Below are 18,822 nucleotides of genomic sequence, written 5' to 3'. Positions count from 1 at the left end.
CGACACCGAGGACGACTGGTATCGCGGCATCCCGGGAGGTCGGTGGCCTCAAATAGCCAACCCAGCCGCCGCCGAAGCCCCAGACAACGCCTTGCGCGTCCTCAACCTGCCCTGAGCTCGCCGATCCAACATGTTTCAGTTCTAGGCCGAGAACCACGAGGCCTTCAAGGGTCACAGCCGGCTATTGCACCCAGGGTTACTCTGTGTCACTATCTGCCCGTGGCCGAGAAGGTCACCTTCCTGTGGGGGGAAGGCCGGCAGCCAGGAGGGGGCCGCGCGATGTTGTTGCGCGCTGCAGACATCCATTCGATCGAGCCTGATATGGGCCACGGACGGCGACCGATACAGAGCAGGACCTGTCACAGAACAGCCGCCTGGCTCGCCAGTCCCGGATAGCGCCGCCATGGAAATGGGCTCCGTATCCTTGTTCTCCACGCCGGTGCCTCGGCCCCAATCCGAAGGTCTCTGATGGCTGGAGCCCGTTTGCGAGCGGGTATCGCCGTGGCTTCCGCATGGCTTCTTCTTTGCGCCGTGGTCGGGACCTTGGTGATCCTTTGGCTCAGCTCCAAGCCAGTCGATTCCGCCCAAGTCGCCGGCACTGTTGTAGCCGTCATCGTGGCCTTCGCCGGCGGGATCAGCGCCCTCTGGCGTATCAGTGGCGTCACAAAGCGGCGACAGGCCATCGCGACCCTCACCACAGGCAGCTCGATGCCTCGTCTCCCAACGCTCAGGGACGTTGACCTTGCCGCCCTCGGCGTTCGCGTTCCCCGTGAGGGACTGCAGGAGTCGACCGAGCAGCTTCGGTACGTGCCCCGGCACCTCCTGGACGATCGGCTACGAGACGCTCTACAGGAACATCGATTCGTTCTGGTTCACGGGCCATCGACGGCCGGCAAATCGCGATCCGTTGCCGAGCTGGCACGCGAGCTTTACCCCGGCGAACGCGTTGTGATCCCCGTCCTGCGGCCCTCGGCGTTGATCGAGCTAGCCAACGCCGGAGTAGTCAGGGCCAGCGTCGTGGTGTGGCTCGACGATCTCGACCGGCATCTGGGGGCAGGCGTCGATGTGGCTTGCATTGAGCGGCTTCTGAAGATCCGAAATGTCCGAATCATCGCTACGATGCGCGCAGCCGCCTACGAGCAGATCAAGCCCCAAGGCGAGGCTCGACCAGCTGGCCGAGATGTAGTCGAACTCGCCGTGGCGCAAGGAGCGGTGATCCGATTCACCGGCTGGGACGAGCAGGACCGTCAAACCGCAGGCCGCCAGCACCAGGACAAACCAGACGTCGTCGCTGCCCTCGGTAAAGGTATGGGTCTCGGCGAATTCCTCTCAGCCGGCCCAGAGCTCATCGAACGACTCGAGATAGGTGATCCGCCGGCCGAGGGAGTCGCGCTCGTCCGGGCGGCCGCCGACTGGTTCCGCCTCGGGCTGACCCGCCCAGTACCCCTGTCGCTTGTGATGAGCCTCCATCCGCACTACCTGCCATCAGACGATGCGCTGCTATTGCAGCGATTTGAACAGGCGCTGGTCTGGGCCAGCACAGCTGTGTCAGGCGCACGGCTCATCACCAACCGCACGGACGGCAGCGGCGTCGTGGTCCACGACTACCTCCTCGACTATCTCTCGAGGAACCCCAGCCGCCCCATACCCGCAGCGACATGGCAACTCGTCGCTGCGGCTTTGCGCGATACCCCGGCCGACCTCGCTGTCGTGGCCGCAGCTGCACTGCGCCTTGACGACATCGGCCGCGCAGAAGATCTGGCCCGGCTGGCCGCAGACAGAGGAAACATGGAGGCGAGCCACCTCGTCGGAGCGATTCTTTGCGAGCGCAAGAACTTCGCCGACGCAGAACCCTTTTGCAGAGCCGCAGCCGAGGCCGGATATGCGGATGCGATGCACAACCTCGCGATCGCCCTGGACACCCTTGGCAAACAGGAAAACGGCCTTGCCAGGCGTAGGGAGTCCGAGCAGTGGCTCATGGCCGCTGCAACCCGGGGAGTCGCCGTGGCCATGCATCGGGTCGCCCTCAATCAGTGGCGCCGCGGCTCGAGACGGATTGCCAAGGACTGGCTGTTGAAAAGCATCGAGGCTGGCCACGCCCCCGCCATGTTCACTCTCGCTCAACTGCTGCGAACCACCGGGCGTGCCAGTGAAGCCGAGCCCTGGTATCGAGCCGCCGCCGGCAACGGCTCAGCCCAGGCCATGAACAAGCTTGGCGTTATGGCCGAGCAACGGGGTCAGTCGGCAGCCGCAGAGCAGTGGTATCGCGCCGGCACCGAGGCAGGTAACGTCGAATCAGCTCACAACTTGGCGGATCTGCTCGACCGCCGGGGCCAACCAGTAGAGGCTGAGCACTATTACCGGATCAGCGCCGAGACCGGGAACACCGCAGCGATGAACGGGCTTGCCTTCATGCTCCACGAGCGCGGCGACGTTGCCGGGGCGAGGCACTGGTATCACGCCAGCGCCGTAAGAGGTGACGGGCATGCCATGAATTCACTCGCGGTCATGGCGAAGCGACGTGGCGACGAAACCCAGGCAGAGTACTGGTTCCACGTCGGAGCCAACGCCGGCGATCCAGATGCGCAGTACAACCTCGCGTTGCGGCTGGCCAGAGGCGGCAAACACCGCGACGCCGTCCGGTGGTATCGCACCAGCGCACGCGGTGGCAACGTCAGCGCGATGTACAACCTCGCGCATCTCATTCTGCGGATCAGTCCGTACCCCGCGGAGGCTGAGACGTGGTGTCGTGAGGCGGCCAAAGCCGGTCATACGGCTGCGATGAACACCCTCGGGGTGATCCTCCAGCGGCAAGGAAGGCCATTCGAAGCCGAGCGTTGGTTCCGACGCGCTGCAGAACAAGGGCAGACCCAGGCCATTGCGAATCTCATACCGACTCTTCAAGATCGCGGCGACCTCATCGGCGCCTCCCGCTGGCGGAGCCGCATGGACGAGATCCACACCCGCCCGCGGGGACGCGCCCTGGCGTAGCCATCTTTCCCCAGGAGTCTCTGGATGCGGAAACACAGTCTCGACCACTCGCGAGGACGTACATGATGCGGGTGGCATGCATCCCGATGAACATGACGAACACATAGCCGGCCAGCGCCAGCATCAGCAGCTGGCTCCGAGTTGTCTCCAGAATTTGTGCCATGCCCACCACTGTCGGTGATGACACCGACACCTCCGATCCGGCAGCTCCGCCGCCCGGATTCACGCCGTGGCGCCGACAGCCCGTCGACGAAAGCGAGGACCGACTCTTGCCCACGGCAGGAAGCGCAGACTCCGCCCATGAGCGCTCAGCCGCGTGCTGAAACGAGCGCAAAACCTGCCGCGATTTCACAGTACGGGGGTTGGCCAGGCAACCCCGGATCCTGAGGTAGCGATGCTGCGCGGGTTGCAACCTCCTGCAATGTGCGACGGTCCGAACCACGAACCCGAACGCCGAAGATCGCACTAGGTCATTGAGACATCGACGTCGGACGCCACACAGAAGCCTCGGGCTTCAAGCCAGTACAACGGAGTATTGACGGCGAGCCGGCTCACACTGAGATAGGCAATACCGGAGCCACCTCACCTCGTCACCTCCTATCTCTGCCGGCGCCCAATGCGCAGACGTTATGTCCGAACCCTGGACGCGGTGGTCACTGGACGTGACCATGGCACTGGGGGTGGGGGCGGTGAAGGTAGTTGGCCGTGTCGTCGCGGGGATCGTGGGGGTGCTCGCTCTGCTGGCCGGGCTGGAGTACCTGGGCAGCTTGCTCGGGGACAGCTCCGCACCAGTGCCATGGGTACTGAAGTCGGTACGCGAGCCGTGGGTGGACGATCCGGTCGAGGCAGTCAGCGACCTGGCGGCTGCGGCGGACCAGGTCGCGCCGGGCGAACTGTTGGCTGCTGCGACGCTGACAGTCTCGACTGATCAGCCGAGGGGCGAAGCCAAGCTCACTATCTGGATCGAGGGGCCGGTGAGCGACCCGTTGCTGCGGGCCGTCCGGGCCGGGAAGGCCCGCGGGCACGGCCGGGAGTTGGCGTCTGTCGTCGGCTTGAGCCCCTCCATCCGCTGGGGGCTGAACTACGGGGATCCGACGATGTCCGTGGTCGGCGACCGCGTCTACGTGTCCATCGAGGCAGCGGCGCTCGCGGCGCCGGTGGACACCACCGTGGTGGCGATCGAGGACAGCTACCCGCTGTGCGGAAAGCTCACGCGGACCTTCACTGTCGTCGGATCCGGGCTGCAGGTCGTGGCGGTCAAGGCGGAGCAGACTTCGGAAGGCTGCCGGCAGGTCGGCGCATGGGAAGACCAGTCTGCGACCCGGGCGGTCTTCCGCGGCGGCGGTACGGCGCGGGCCGAGCTCGCATCGACCGCGGCGCCGCCTCCGGACGGGATCAGCCGCGACCAGTCGTTGATCGGTAACGACCGCGATGTCGACCGGCTACTCACGTCGGGCGGATTCGCTGTGCTGACGACGGTTCCATTACTCATCGTCTGGTGGCGAATGCGGCCGTCCGCCGGCAAGACGCCATACCTATCGTTGCGACAGTGGGCCGTGACCGACCTCTTCGGCAAGCACGCGGCGATGGCGATCGGGCTCATGCTGCTCCTGCACGTCCTGCTCAATGTCGTCTCCCTGCTGTCGGATCTACTGTCCACGGTGAACAACCGGCTGTTCTGGTCTCGAGGGAGGAATCCGCTGCTCGGCTTGCAGCCGGCGTCGGAGCTCGGGGTGATCCTCCTGATCGTCGCCGTCGGCTTCGTCTGGCGACGTGCCGGATTGCGCCGGGCATTCGGCGGCAAGTCGGCAAAAGGTTGGGGGTGGTTGGTCGCCGGCTTGAGCGCGGTGTTCGCCACCACGATCCCGGTCTGGGCCGGCACATTGTCGGACGACGGCGGTTGGTGGCCGGATCACTGGGCACAGCCGACATGGAAGGAATGGACCGGTGGGTTCGCCGGACACGTCATCGGGCTGTGCGGCGCCGTACTCGCTGCCATGCTCGGGACGTTGATCCTCGGCTGGGCGCTGCGGCTCCGCAAGTCCTCGATCGCGACGATGGTCGGCGGTCTGGGACTGGTCGCGGTACTGCTACTGCTCGCGCCGGCGACGCGCCAGCGAGGGTTGATCGGCGGTGTCGTGGGGGCCCTGGTTCCAGTCGGGGCGAGCGCGCTGGCATGGCTCACGCTCGATCGACTGGTACGGCTGGTTGTCAACGCGGATCCGCCCGCGATGTGGGACAAGCTGCGCACTGCTCTGCGACCATGGCAGGGCTTGCGATATGTGGCCGCCGTTCTCCTGTCGCTGCCGCTGGTCGTGTACGGCAGTGAGTTCCAGCCGCCGATCACCTGGTACGACTTCCGGCCGTTCACGTTCTCGATCGACCAGACGCTGCGGCTCGTCGTGCTGGTGCTGCTGGTGCTGCTGCTCCGACGGCTCGGCCGAGATGTCGCCGGGACAACTCGCGGATCGTTGGCGTTGCTACGTACGGCGGCCATCCTCGTCGCCCTGGTCGGTCTACTCACACCCGCGGCAACTGTCGGCGGACTACCGCTCGCCTTTCTGGTCGGCTGGCTTCTCTTCGACGTCTGGCTACTACCGCGCCGCGCAGCAACAGCCGAGCGCCCCGCGATCGGCGACGTCGCCCTGGCTGCAACAAGCGACGCCGTCGGGACCGTCGTCACGGAAATTGCCTTCGCCCGCGTCGACGCCACAACCGAAGCCGCCCTGCGCAAGAGCCTCGCCGACAAACCGATGGAGGACATCGGGCAACCAGACGTCGAAGGAAGGCTCCGCGTCACGAAGCTCACCCGCCTCGCAACGCGTATCCCGCGCCCGACTCGGAGGCAGTTACGCGATGCATTGTCGTCCTACACCGGCGTCAGCCCCTGGCGGCGCGCATGCCAGTTCGCCGTACTGGGCCTCGTCACCGGACTTCCCTGGACGGTGCTCGACATCGCCGCCGTCCTCAACGTCCTGACCGCCGGTGGCCCGTTCCGCCTGGTCGACGCCGCCGCAGGCCTCCTCGTCATCCTCCGCTTCGCCATCGCCGGCCTGGTCATGGGCATCGCCTATCCCCTGATCCGCGGAAACACCGGCGTAGGCAAAGGCCTCAGCATGTTCGTCACCCTCTCGGCTCCAGCCCTCTGCCTGACTCTCCTCCCCGAACTGCACCTCAGAGCCGCCCTCCTCCAACTGACCCAATGGCTTCTCTTCGGCCTCATCCTCGGCCTCACCGCCGACTACCTAGCTCTCCGCCGCCACGCCTACGGCCTCCGCCAACTCCGCGAACTCCACCACCTGACGGCAGCCACCGCCTCAGCCTCCACCCTCCTGATCGCGCTCCTCACCGCCACCGCCACAACGCTGGGCGCCGGCGCCGCCAACGTCTTCGTCGACCAAGTCCTCACCCCACCCCCCGCCCCCTCACCCCAAAACAACCGAGGCAACTGAACCCTTTCGAGCGGACCGGTCCGAGCGCCTAAAGGGATCCAGCGGCTTGCTCCTGACGCCGCATGTGGCAGTCGATCCGAACTTCGCCAGCCAGGGCAAGAGCTCACGGGTCTTGGCGAACTCGGTCGAATAGCGGTATCACGTCGAACTGGACGAGACGCCGAAGTTCAGCGTGGTCAGGATGCATTGCGGGAGGACGCCGGGGAGAGCCAGCACGTCGAAGTTGGCAGCCGGCACGAGAGACCGGACGCGACCCAAGAGATCTTGCATGAAAAGCAGCAGCACGGCGGTGAAAGCCAGGTCAGAGGGGCTGGAGTCAGCGTCGCGCAGGCCCGTGGTCAGCATGAGCCTCGCAGGTCCGACAAGCGAGCCGATCATCCACTCTTGTGCCGCTGGGCCGGGCGTATTGGACGCGACTTCAGCCTCCGTGTCGGCGCAGAGACGTTCGGCCCATTCGGCGACCTGCGTGGCGGTCTCCAACGCGTTGCGGAGCTCCTCGAGTGGCCGGTTGAGCGCATACTCCTCGAACAGCTGCCGTAGGTCTCCCTCAGGGATAAACGAGAGGCCCCCGGATTCATTGAGGAGTAGCTCGCGGTCGGCTTCGTTGTCAGGCCAGTTGCGCTCCATGTCCGCGGCAACTGGGACGACTGCGTTCTTCGGAAGGACCGACCGCGCCATCTGTGCCATCTGCTCGATGGTCAGGTCCCCGCCACCTTTCAGCAGTGCGAGGACCGCGTTGTAGGCCCAGTCCTTGGGTGTGAGCGGATCACTGGTCGGGCCTGGATCGAGGTCGCCGAGGCCTGGCAGTGCCCAGTCGGCTCCGAGCGTCTCAAGAGATTGGTCGATACGTCGGACGCGCTCAGGCAGCACGGTTGCGGCGAGACCAGCGTCTGCTGCAGCTTCTGCGATGTCCTCTGGTTCAGCGCCCTCCGGGAAGTCGCGCTCGACTAAAAGGACTGGGCGCCGGATAGCAGCGACAAAGGCCCCGCGAACCGTAGCCTCCGGAACAGGCAGTCCCTCTGCGAGGGCCAGGAGCGCCAGATCAGCCGGCCTACGCCCCCGTCGAGCATTCTGCGAGAGCCAGCGGACGAGCTCCATGGTTCCGGCCGCAGCCGTCGCCGAGCTCCCTCGTCCGGGAAAGACTCGCTCGTTCGGAGGCAGCAGACCCTTCTCACGCCAGCGCTCGATCTGACGCGGGGTCGTTGGATGGCCCTCCTCGGACGCTTGCCGGGCGAGCTGTTCGTCGACAGGGCTGACAGACCGAGACACGGCGACACTGTAGGCCTTAGAACCCCCCGATCTTCTCCCAACGCACCGTCTGACGATCTGATGCATTGTCCTTGAGCCCGACACGATGTCGGGTGACAACAGGTGCTTCGAGTACGCGGGACAGGTGCCAATCACGATGGGTAAGGCCAAGAAACGCCGTATAGGCTCCGGCAGTGCGACGGACGAGCGTCAGCCTGCGTCTGGATCCGCTGCGCGCACTGTGATCGACCTACTCGACGTCGTGCTCAACTCGCGCGTCTTGGTGGCCCTGGTTGTCGGCTATTCCTGCCCGAATGCCTTATCCGTCATCGAATCCATCTGGCCACATCACTAGGTCCGTACGACATGTCGAGGGCGCCTTGGACCGACGTAGCAGCGGCTACGAGACAGGTCGACCTCGCACTCGCCGCGCTCAGACCTGAGCAGCTTGCAACGCTACGCAAAGTAGCCAGGATCGCGAACACGTCCGAATCGGTCCGGCGAGAAGTGATCCAGCGCGATCTCGGAGATGCCGGCGACCGCGATATCCCCAACGGCGGTTGCATGCTTGAACCCGTGTCCCGAGAATCCACCGGCCAGCACCAGGGACGGCGCTGCTGCCGGGACGCCGATCACGAAGTCGCCGTCCGGCCTCTTCGAGTTCATGCACGGCGCCGCCGCCGTCGCGACGGGTCAAGCTGCGGGAAGGTGCGCCGTACAGGGGCTTCCACCGCGCCGACGTCCTGCGGGCCGAGCAGGTGCGGCAGCTGAGGCCGCCCGTCAGATCCTGTCGACCGGCCGGACTCCATGATCGGCGGCCGCTACCGCGACGGTCAGCTGACCGCCAACGCCCACCACCGCGCTGACCGCCGCCGCCCAGTCGCGTGAGCTCGGCGCCGAGTTCACACCCGCCGGGCGCAACCATCCATGGGCCGGACGAGATCTCCACCCAATGGCAGCGCGAGAAGCGGCGCCTGACCAAGGTCGATTCTCTGTACGTCCGGCAGTTTGTGCCGCCGGACGTACATCGCACGATTGAGGCGTCGTCAGAGAACATCACCGATCGTCATCGGCGTGGGCCTGCTGCCGACGTAGGTTCGCGGAGGGTGCGAGGAGTCGGCGGGTTCGCCCAAGACTGGTCGAGGCCGGCCATGTCGTTGGGCTGGGATGCCTTGTCGACCGCCTTTCCGGTCTTGAGCAGAACTGATGGTTGTAGGAACTGGGCTAGATTCTGGACGAACGGGCTCCAGGTCGGTCCCCGGTACTGCTGGGCTATCCAGTTGATGTCCATGATGATCGCCAATCGGCCCCCTCCAGTGACGTCCTGAGGTCCCCATGCGGCGATCACGGCGCGATCCGGTTCGGAGGAATACCCGACGACATTGGCCGGCGCTACGCCCGACAACGATCCCGGCGAAGCGGTCGTGAGGGTCGACACGGTGCGTGGTGTGGTGGCCAAGCCGAACGGAGCTGCCGGGAGGATCGTGACATTGTCCCCGTCGGGTCCTGCATGGACGACTGACGAACCCGGCACGAGGCGGTTGATGAGTGCTATCGACGAGCTGTCGACTGAGCAGCAGCCCCACTCGCCGGTGAGATATACCGACTTGCCGACGGCGACATAGGCTGCGACGCGATCCTGCTCGCTCTCGGTCAAGGCATCGGTGTCGACGTACCAGATCTGGCCGAAGCCGGACAGATCGTTCGGCAACGTCCGGGAGGTTGCTACGGAGTATCCGAGCGACTCGAGCTGGGCGGTCAGGTCACCTAGATCAGTTCCGTTCCCGGACGACGTTCTGTCGCCTTGACCGGCGATCAGTACGTCGCCGTGGCGGATGCCGTCACGTACGCATTCGACCGCCGCTCGAGCGTCCACAACCGGGATCGATCCGGTGAATGCGATCTTGGGCTGGATCGGGATGCCGAGGTTCGCAGGCTGCGAACTCCGTGACGTCAGCTTCGGCGTCGAGATGCCGGCGGTGGACGTTATGCAGCTTCCTACGTCAGCAGCAGTCGCTGACAGATTCGAAGAGATCGCCAATGCGGCAACCCCGGCAACAACGGGTGCTGCCATCGAGGTTCCCGCCATCGGGGAGTAATTCGGGCACCACCCCTTGCTAAGGAATCCACACTTTCGCGGTGTCGTACTCCATACACCACTGGCCCCGCCTTGGATGTCGACACCTACACCTCCCGGAGCGGCCACCTCCACCCCTGGACCAAAGTTGGAGAATGATGCCAAGGTGTTGTCGGAGTTGCTGGCCGCCACCGTGATGACGTTGGGGAGCGCCCAGCTGGCGCCAAACGGGCTGTGTACGCCCACGCCGCAGTTGTTGCCTGCTGCAAGTGTCCAGACGATGTCCCTGCCGACAGGTCCGTTGAACAGTTGCCGGAACGGCGCAGCACCGGCCTGCATCTCTGCGTTTATTGCATCGCTCCGCGCCTTGGTCACGCAGAAGTCAGGGTCATGCTCGTTCTTACCGAGACTCATGTTGATGACCCGCGGTTCAGTTTTTGCGGTCTGCCGGGCGGCCTGTAGGGCATTTTTTCCGAGTTGTGCCTTGACGTCTCCCGGTGCGAGTCCACTCGAAACGACTGGACATCCCCACGCGGTGCCGACGAGACCACGGCCGTTGGCGACTGCGCAGGCCAAACCCGCGACGTGGGTGGCGTGTTCAGCGATCTCGGCATTGCCGAGAGTCTGGGTGACATTGAGATCCTCGTGTTCCCGGTACACGGTGCCAACATCGACGATGCCGACCTTGACGTTTCCTCCGGTCGCGATGTCCCAGGCCTCCTGCGCACGGATCTGCTGGAACGGCCACTTGACGGCCTGGCCGTCGTCGTTCCAGTCGCCCGGCGGAGTTGCGTTGATCTCAGCAGATCCGAACGTGGACCGGGCGGCGGAGGCAACGATTGGTGAGCTGGACAGCTCCGCCAGGATGGGGTCCAGCTCGGGGGGCGGCGTCGTCCAGCGCAGCTCGTAGACGCCCAGGTCCTCCAGGGCTCCACTGACGACAGCGCCGACTCCGGTGGCCAGCGATTGTGCCTCTCCGAGGGTGCCCGGGTTCTGGGGAGAGCCGAGAGTGAGGATGACCTCGTCGTTGAGCGCCTTGATGTCATCGACGGTCTCGGCACGAGCCAATCTGTCGGGCGCAGGCTGTGTGAAGTCCTCGTTGGCTGGAGTCGCATCAGCGAGCGCAACGACACTCGCGTTGATGGCGACTAGGAAGGGGATGTCGCAGTTCTTGTCGACACAGCCTGAACCATCGGCAATAAGGCTGGCCGGGCCGCTGTCCACGGTCGACGTTGCCGCGAGGGTGACAACCCCCGTATCGGTCAGTTGCACCGTCAGGCCGGCCGGGTTTCCCGGTCGAGGCTGTATCGAAGCGACTCGTGAGAACGTGTCAGAGACATCGATCTGGATCGAGCTGCCGATGGTGACGTCAAGGGAGCGCTCCAGGCTGACCGGCGTTCCGCTTGATGTCGTTGCGCGTACCGTCGCCGCTGTGGCGAATTCAGGTGTGCCGTTGTGTGCGAAGAGCGCGTAGGAGTACTCGGTGCCTGCCGTCAGTCCACCGTCGGTGTACTCGGTGGTGTCCGTGGGAACCTCTGCGACCAGAGATCCTTCGCTCGGTGACCCCGGCGCGGTCGCGCCAGCCAGACGTCGGATCATGACACCCGTAAGGTTCGGTCCGGTGGGGTTCTTCCACATGAGTGACACCGATGTCGGGGTCATCACCGAAGTGCCCGGATCCGTAACAGGGCCGGGCGGCTCTGCAGTGGCTGCCGTCGTCGCGGAGATAGAAGCCGCCGAGGAGTAGTTCGCCGTGAAGTCGTGGGAGAAGAAGGCGAACGTGTACTGCGTGCCCGGGACGAGACCCGTCACGACAACTTCGGCGGCGGGCTTGGTCAGCTCCGCGACGGCGGTTCCACTGCTGGGCGACGAGGGCGGTGTCGAGCCAGAGGCACTCCGCACGGTGACACCTGCGAAGTCTGCGTCTACGGGGTTGTGCCAGGACAGCTTGACCGACGTCGTGGTGACGTTGCTGAGCGAGATGTTGGTAACCCCAGCTGGGGCGGTCGTGTCATGGATCGTGTAGCCGTGAACGTTGGCGATGAGTTGGACGGTGCCTGCCGAGCCATTGAAGAAGGTGATCTTGCCGCCGATGCCGACCGGAACGCTGACAAGGTTCGCGACGGTCTGTCGCGCTGCGTAGTACACATTGGGCGTTCGCGGCCGGGCTCCACCCCCGGGATATGTGGTGACGGACCCGCTGGTGGATCCGCCGGCGGCGATCACATTGAGGAGCACAGTTGCGACGCCAGTGCTTGGAATTCCCGCCCGCCCAGTGACCTGAACGGTGACGGCGGCGTTCGGCTGGACCGCAGCTCGCGGGACACCGGTACCAACCCCGGAGTTAACGACTTGCGCGGCTGTCACCGCGCGGTAGGCGCCGGCTTGGGCTGCGGCGCCGGCGAGCGTATAGCCGTGAATGTTGGCGATGAGTTGGACGGTGCCTGCCGAGCCATTGAAGAAGGTGATCTTGCCGCCGATGCCGATCGGAACGCTGACAAGGTTCGCGACGGTCTGTCGCGCTGCGTAGTACACATTGGGCGTTCGCGGCCGGGCTCCACCCCCGGGGTACGCCGTGATGGATCCGCTGGCAGTTCCGGCGGTTGCGACGACGTTCAGCAGCACGCTGCCGACTCCATTGGCCGGTACGCCGGCACGCCCGGTGACCTGGACGGTGACGGCTGTGTTCGCGCGAACCACGGCTCGAGGGACACCGACGCCGGTCCCCGTGTCGACCATGCGGGCAGCGGTCACTGGGCGGTACGTACCTGCTTGGGTCGCGACGCCGGCAATTGTGTAGCCATGGACGTTGACGATGAGTTGTACGGTGCCGGCCGAGCCGTTAAAGAACGTGACCTTACCGCCCGTGCCGACCGCCACGCTGGCGGAGTTCGCGATCGTTTGCCGTCGTAGGTAATAGACGTTGGGCGTCCGCGGGCGTGCAGATCCTGCAGGGTACGCCGTGATGGATCCGCTCGTGATTCCGCCGGCTGCGACAACGTTCAGGAGCACGCTGCCGACACCACTGGCAGGCACGCCGGCCCGCCCGGTGATCTGGACCGTGACGGCGGTGTTCGCCCGAATTGCAGCACGGGGAACTCCTACGCCGCTTCCTGTGTCCACCATCCGCGCGGCTGGCACCGGCACGAACGAACCCGCCGGGTTGTTCACCGCAGCCGGAGACGAAGTCGTGATGACTGGCAGCCCGACGGCTACCAGGCCGATGGCTGTCAGCAACCTCAGCCAGACACGAGACACGCGAGAATTCATGCCAACCCCCTCTAAGCCCACCGCGCCGCGCCTGAAACAGGTCGCGGCACGGCCTGGCACCCCTTTGAGGCATCCGTCAACATGACGCAGCCCCCCGGCCGGGCTATCGGCGAATTCACCGTGTACGTTACATATCCGGGCTGAATCGGAATCCGGTAGCGACGTCAATCGGCTATCGAAGAATTACCGGAACCCGAAGATTCTCGCAAGATTAATTCATGAAATCGTTTGCATTAGGTCCGCTCCTCACTCAGCAAATTGTTCGTTGCGGCCACGCAGCGCTTGGCGAATCTTGCTGATGTCCGGAGCGAGCTAGGACTCAAGACGTCGGCGGGGTCCTGTCGCACGCCACTCGTTGGAGCCGATCGCCTGTTCATGCTGGTCCATTAATGCTTCCTCCGGCCGCCGACCGTATGGCCCCGATCTCTCGGCAGAGTCTCTGCGACCTACCTCCTGGACCTTCTGAACCGGCAATGATTGCGGCCCCTCGATCCCGGGCACGAGCTGGCCAGAGCGATCACCGCGATCGGCTACGGCTCGACATGACTGCCTGTAAGACACGAGTGTTCGGTGTCGCCGACCGGCACCGCGACGGCTCCCTAGCCAAGTGTGTGACGATCGAAGCCAGCAAGGTTCGAACTGCCGGGCGACGTCGACTTCGCAGTCACCGAGAGCTTTCCGATCTCAGTGGTGGACGCATCGCGAAGAGCGTTCCAGCACGAGAGACGCTCGTCGGCACCCACCCCATAGTCCTTCACGCAGGAATTTCCCCACCCGCATGCGAGGGCGAGGCAAGATGTGGTCAGCTAGCCTAGGCGACTTGCGAACTTCTCGTCAGTGTTGACCTGTTGAAGTGACAGCGGCTGCGACCATGTCTGTATGCGTCTCACGAGTATCGCGGTCACGGACTTCCTCGCGCTCCCGAGCCTCTCCTTTGAGCTCGACACGACGCTCACGGTGATCACCGGAGCCAACGGGGTCGGCAAGTCCACCTTGCTCGCTGCATGCACCCTGGCGAAGCAGGCCGTTGCGTGTGCGGTGAACGGCGATGTAGAGCCTCTTGAGTTGCAATGGTCGGCTGCGTGCCACGACGGAGGCAGTGGCGTGCAAGCGTTTGTTAGATAACAGGTCGGGGTGGGTTTCTGCTTCGGAGGTAGCAATGCGTAACGACTCGCACTCTTGGCCCGATAGCCCCTCAGTAGCCTAGGGGGCATTTAGTTGAACAATAAGAAGAACGGGAAGAGCAAGAAGCAGCTAGCGAAATCCAGGCGCAAACGTCGACAGTGGTTGATCGGCGCAGCTGGGGCAAGCCTGTTGGCGGTCGGAGGATGGATCGCTGCCACACTCTCAGGTGCGATGGAGCCCTTGGTGCCCGTCGGACCTGCCGTGGACAAGGTGGCGACCTCTGATGCCATCAAAGTCGATCAGATGTTTTTCGACACGTACTGGCCGATGGCCTTCGAGGATGCTGGCAAGGCTGAGCGCTTCGCAGCAACAATCAACTCTGCCGATGGCCCAACAGGCCAGGCCGTTCCCGACGGCGGCGTTCCGGCGGTGTCAACCAACCCGGCGATCGTCTACCTGCGCGGCAACCGGGAGCAGACCATCACTATCACCGACATCCGCATCGACCCGCTGGAGAGGTCGGCGCCGATCACCAATGCTCTGGTCTGCCCGCTGGTGGAGAAAGGCGGCGGCGGTGACCTCGAACTGCTCGACTTCGACCTCGACAGCACCCAGCCCATCGCCCATGTGATGGAGGAGAATGGCACCGTCACGAACACCAAGTACTTCAGTAGGCGCATGGTGACGCTGACCAAGAACGAGAAGGTCGGGTTTCTGTTGAACTTCCATACTCGTGACCACCATGTCCGGTTCAGTGTGACGGTCGACTATCAGTACGGATCGAACGAGCGTGGCTCGATGAAGCTCGACAACAACGGTCAACCGTTCGAGTTCACCCCACTAAAGCGCAAGGACTCCCGCCGGCTGTGGATCGTCGGCTCCACTGGGACACAGGTCAATGAAGTCGACCCCCGTACGGACGACGCCCCAGTGACGAACTGCAACCCTTAGCCAATCGAGACTGCGCCGGCCGAGCGCGCTTGGGTAGGTCTGTTATCTGCCCGGTATATACCGCTCATCTTCGGACTGGTCGTTGCTCACAACAACCAGTCTGAGGGGATGCGATGTAGCGGGAGGCACAACCCAAGCAGCGTTGGCCGGCACCAGGGCGAGCGGCAGACCCCCGAACGAATCCACCACCCCCGGCTGCCAGTGGCAGCCCTCCCTACAAGCGCCTATCGATCGATCTGCACAATCCGTTACACGACCCGGAGATAACTCCTCCGAGTCGATCAGGAAACAACCGCTTGGATGAAGCGCGACCTCCCGCACGAGTCACTATCTCTTGCTACTGCGGCCAGACCGTCCACATAAATAGAGCTCGGCCGCTCCGCGGCCCACGATAAGTCGACTATCGAGCGCTAGCCTTGCGCGCGTCACCCTGCAACACTGGCTCCCCAAATGACCTGGAGTCCAGTTGGAGATCGTCGAGTACCTGCAGGACCTCCCACGGTGGGCGCTACCTCTTATCGTCGCTGCAGCAGTCGCGGTATTTCTGCTCACGCTGAAGGCTGTCTACGGCCGTGAAGGTCGCCGCGTCAAGTTCTTCGGCTTCGAGCTTGGCGCGCGCTCAGATCGTGCGTCTAGCGACGGAACAGAGCTACCGGGACCACTCGAACCCGCCGACCGTTGGCCGGGCAACGAGATCGAGACTGCCGAGCCGAGCACGCATCAGGTCCCAACATCGGTTACGGGCTGGGAGAAACAAGCGCTTCAGCAAGTCTTCGACCACGGCGAACTCCTGTCCGCCGAGAAGACCGTAGACAGGATCCGGCGACCGCTGCTGCAGGACGGCGACGCCTGGGCCGTCACGGTGACTGGGGCCGGCGGCATCGGCAAGACGGCGGTCACCTACGAGGCAGTCAAGCAACTGGAATCGGACGGACGCTTCGACCAGATCATCTGGGCATCAGCGCGGGATACCGTGATTCGCTCGGATGGACTGCCGGCCAACCAGCCGACGACGGTTGACTGGAACGACATCCTGCAGAAGATCGCACAACAACTCGGGATCGAAGCAGAGTCAAAGGTCGTGCTTGGCCAACGCATCAGTGAACACGTCACCGAGCACAGCACCGACGTCCGTCGCCTTCTGGTCATCGACAACCTCGAAGGCATCCAAGACGCCAGATCCATCATGAACGAAGTCAGGGCGCTCGGGTTCACGAAGCCTCATCGACTGATCGCCGTCAGTCGCTTCGCTGTCGACAGTCCAGACGGCGACCTTGCGCAGCAACTCGACTTCAGACCTGTCGACGTGCCGGCTCTCAGCTTCACCGACACGCTCCGCCTGGTTCGGAGACTTGCCGACTCCGAGGCCAACGCCGACTTGCAGACAGCCGATGACGAACTGCTCCGACCGATCTACGAAATCTCGGAGGGCAATCCGTTCCTCATCAAGCTGATCGTGGTCACCTACTTCAGACGGCATCGCCCACTCTCCGCGGTGATCGACCAGTTGAGATCTGCGCAGCACGACATGGGCGCACGGGTCCGAAGTCACCTCTACGAGCAAGCCGTGGTCGAGCTGGCCACTCAGTACGACGCGCGGGCCGCGTTTCGGCTGATGTCCGCGTTCACCTACTTCGCGCGCGGCGCTGCCCCCAGTCGGCAGGACCTCCAAGCAAGATCGAGAATCCAGGACGACGACCTCTTCGGAGAACTTGTCGAGGGTGCATGTCGACTGTTCCTCGTCATCCCGTCCAACCTGAAGCAGAACCTGTCGGTACACAGTCTGCTCTACGAGTATCTGCGAGAGGTACAGGCGTGACCGACCCGACCGGTGGCATTGACGGTGCTCCGACGCGTGCACTCTTCGAACACGAGCGGCTCAAACTCACCATCGAGAACGCCGAGGAGTTGCTGGACAAGGCCGCCCTGACACCAGACGGCCAGATCGATGTCGAAGCCGCCGCCCGCCTCCTTGAACGCGTCGATGAATACACCGACGACCTCGACCTCAAAGCCGGCCTGGTTCAGCTCACCCTGGAAGCAGCGACCTTGTCCGGCGCAGGACAGAACTTCCAGCTGACCAACAGAGTCGTCGCCATCAGCACGAAGACGATCAATGGCCTGCTTGAGATGACGCCACCCAAGTCGACGACAGATCTGCTCCTGGCACTCGCGCGCTACGAGTCAACCTTCAACACCGGCGGCCACGCTCGTCGACGGGCCGTGCAACGGGCCCTGCGGCACGCCCTGAACGACACCGAGCGCCTCCGGGCCCTACTTACGCTCGCACGCGTGGAGATCGATGTCAGCAAATATCGTCGAGCCAGACGGCTGATCTCTCAATGCCGCGCGATCGCCCATGACGCAAGCGCCCCCTTCCAGCAGCAGATCCTTGTCACCGCCGGCATGATCGAGTACTACAACGACATAGACCGTGCGACCTCTCTCCTCACCGAGGCCCTCGCCGCACCGGACGACCCACCTCAGACCGTCATCGGACGTCAGCAACCTCGAGCTGAAGCACTGCACTATCTCGGTCGCATCGCAGGCGATCAAGGCCGCAACCGCGATGCACTACAACTCCTGTTCGCGGCACAGGAGATCTCCGAGGGTCGCCTCACGGGACGCGGATTCCACAACCTTCGAGTGGCCGAGATTCTGATGCGCGAACGACTGCTGGACGAGGCTCAAGTTCACCTAGCACTGGCCCGAAAGCTGTTCGCCCAGGGTCAGGACACTGGCGCTGGCGAAGCCATGCTCCACTCAGCCGAGGCAACACACCTGCTGCTGAAAGACGATCCAGCCGCTGCAGCCAAAGTACTCCGAAGGGCAACAAACCAAAGCAGAGCCAAGAACTTTCCCCGCGGCGAACTCCTGTGCAATGCCCGCCTGGCGAAACTCGAACTCAAGCGGCGAAACCTCAACGCCGTCCTGACCCTGATCCCCCGGACAACCTTCGTACTCTTCCGGTACGAGTTGCGCGACAGCACGCTACTTCTCCTTCGCAAGGGACGCACACTAGCCAGGATGGCGCGCCAGCAACTATCCGCCGACGATGACAGAACCCCCAACCGGCAAAGCGTCACGCATTGCCCGTGTGCCGAGCATGTCACCAACTAGACGGCGAACCCTGATCCTTCCCGCCAAAGACTCCTCGTACGCTCAAGAGATGATCGCCTCCACGTGGTCGGCCGCAGGCGGTCAGCCAACCGAAACGGGAGCATGCTGTCCGGGCTGACGCCCATCCGCAGAGCCGTGCTCGACACCGGGCCGTTGACAACCCCGACCTGACCAGCCCACGCCCCAGGAGACAACCGAACCGGGGGCAGTCCCTACTTGCTCGGCGTAAGTGCCACCTTCCCAGCGAAGGAGGTGTGCATCAAACCCGGGGTGGTTCACCCGGCCCTGCGGCTGAGACGCCAGCCAAAAGTCACCATTCACATCGAGCGACTCCTCCCCCGTCCACTGCACCATCAGGACCTCCCACTACCCCCTCAACTGACCTCAGTAGACCGCGGCCGGACCGGTCGCAGTCCGAATTCTCACTCGGCGAACTGCGACCGGGTGCTCAGCTTGCGGGCACTCCCCGGTAGGAGCCTGGTGCGGCGCGGATTCCTGGGTGGCTCGCGTCCATCGCGCATCCAGGGTTCACGGTACGTGCCTTGGTGGTGTGTGAGCTTGTTTGGCCGACCTCAGCGGTCCGTCACC

9 protein-coding genes are annotated in these 18,822 nt (G+C 64.2%); 6 read left to right on the top strand and 3 right to left on the bottom strand.

What is annotated here, in order from left to right; all coding sequences use genetic code 11:
- Positions 1 to 468 precede the first annotated feature (468 nt).
- Together ACFVWG_RS20775 and ACFVWG_RS20770 are read left to right on the top strand one after the other, a co-directional pair.
- Positions 469 to 2,991 (top strand): tetratricopeptide repeat protein, encoded by a 2,523-nt coding sequence (locus ACFVWG_RS20775; protein ID WP_391544969.1) that lies wholly within the window; start codon positions 469 to 471, stop codon positions 2,989 to 2,991.
- Between the two features lie 689 nt (positions 2,992 to 3,680).
- Positions 3,681 to 6,443, top strand: coding sequence for a hypothetical protein (locus ACFVWG_RS20770; protein WP_391544968.1), 2,763 nt, complete (start codon positions 3,681 to 3,683; stop codon positions 6,441 to 6,443).
- A 138-nt stretch (positions 6,444 to 6,581) separates the two neighbouring features.
- Here ACFVWG_RS20770 and ACFVWG_RS20765 read toward each other — a convergent pair whose 3' ends face one another.
- From ACFVWG_RS20765 to ACFVWG_RS20755, 3 genes are all read right to left on the bottom strand, one after another.
- Complete coding sequence (locus ACFVWG_RS20765; protein ID WP_391544967.1) at positions 6,582 to 7,712, bottom strand: hypothetical protein; 1,131 nt, start codon at positions 7,710 to 7,712, stop codon at positions 6,582 to 6,584.
- Between the two features lie 435 nt (positions 7,713 to 8,147).
- Complete coding sequence (locus tag ACFVWG_RS20760; RefSeq protein WP_391544966.1) at positions 8,148 to 8,357, bottom strand: hypothetical protein; 210 nt, start codon at positions 8,355 to 8,357, stop codon at positions 8,148 to 8,150.
- Between the two features lie 400 nt (positions 8,358 to 8,757).
- Positions 8,758 to 13,206 (bottom strand): S8 family serine peptidase, encoded by a 4,449-nt coding sequence (locus tag ACFVWG_RS20755; protein ID WP_391544965.1) that lies wholly within the window; start codon positions 13,204 to 13,206, stop codon positions 8,758 to 8,760.
- A gap of 711 nt (positions 13,207 to 13,917) precedes the next feature.
- Here ACFVWG_RS20755 and ACFVWG_RS20750 point away from each other — a divergent pair.
- The 4 genes from ACFVWG_RS20750 to ACFVWG_RS20735 all read left to right on the top strand — a co-directional run bounded on the left by ACFVWG_RS20750 (position 13,918) and on the right by ACFVWG_RS20735 (position 18,234).
- Complete coding sequence (locus tag ACFVWG_RS20750; protein ID WP_391544964.1) at positions 13,918 to 14,163, top strand: AAA family ATPase; 246 nt, start codon at positions 13,918 to 13,920, stop codon at positions 14,161 to 14,163.
- A 93-nt stretch (positions 14,164 to 14,256) separates the two neighbouring features.
- Entirely contained in the window at positions 14,257 to 15,114 is an 858-nt protein-coding gene (locus tag ACFVWG_RS20745; protein WP_391544963.1) for a hypothetical protein, read from the top strand.
- A 466-nt stretch (positions 15,115 to 15,580) separates the two neighbouring features.
- Positions 15,581 to 16,933, top strand: a complete 1,353-nt coding sequence (locus ACFVWG_RS20740) for an AAA family ATPase (RefSeq protein WP_391544962.1) — start codon at positions 15,581 to 15,583, stop codon at positions 16,931 to 16,933.
- Positions 16,930 to 18,234: a hypothetical protein gene (locus tag ACFVWG_RS20735; RefSeq protein WP_391544961.1), complete on the top strand. Its 1,305-nt coding sequence runs from the start codon at positions 16,930 to 16,932 to the stop codon at positions 18,232 to 18,234. The genes ACFVWG_RS20740 and ACFVWG_RS20735 overlap by 4 nt, the downstream gene beginning before the upstream one ends.
- Positions 18,235 to 18,822 lie beyond the last annotated feature (588 nt).

It is taken from the genome of Kribbella sp. NPDC058245 (genome assembly GCF_042882005.1).
Taxonomy (GTDB): domain Bacteria; phylum Actinomycetota; class Actinomycetes; order Propionibacteriales; family Kribbellaceae; genus Kribbella.
This window is presented reverse-complemented; position numbering and strand designations above follow the sequence as displayed.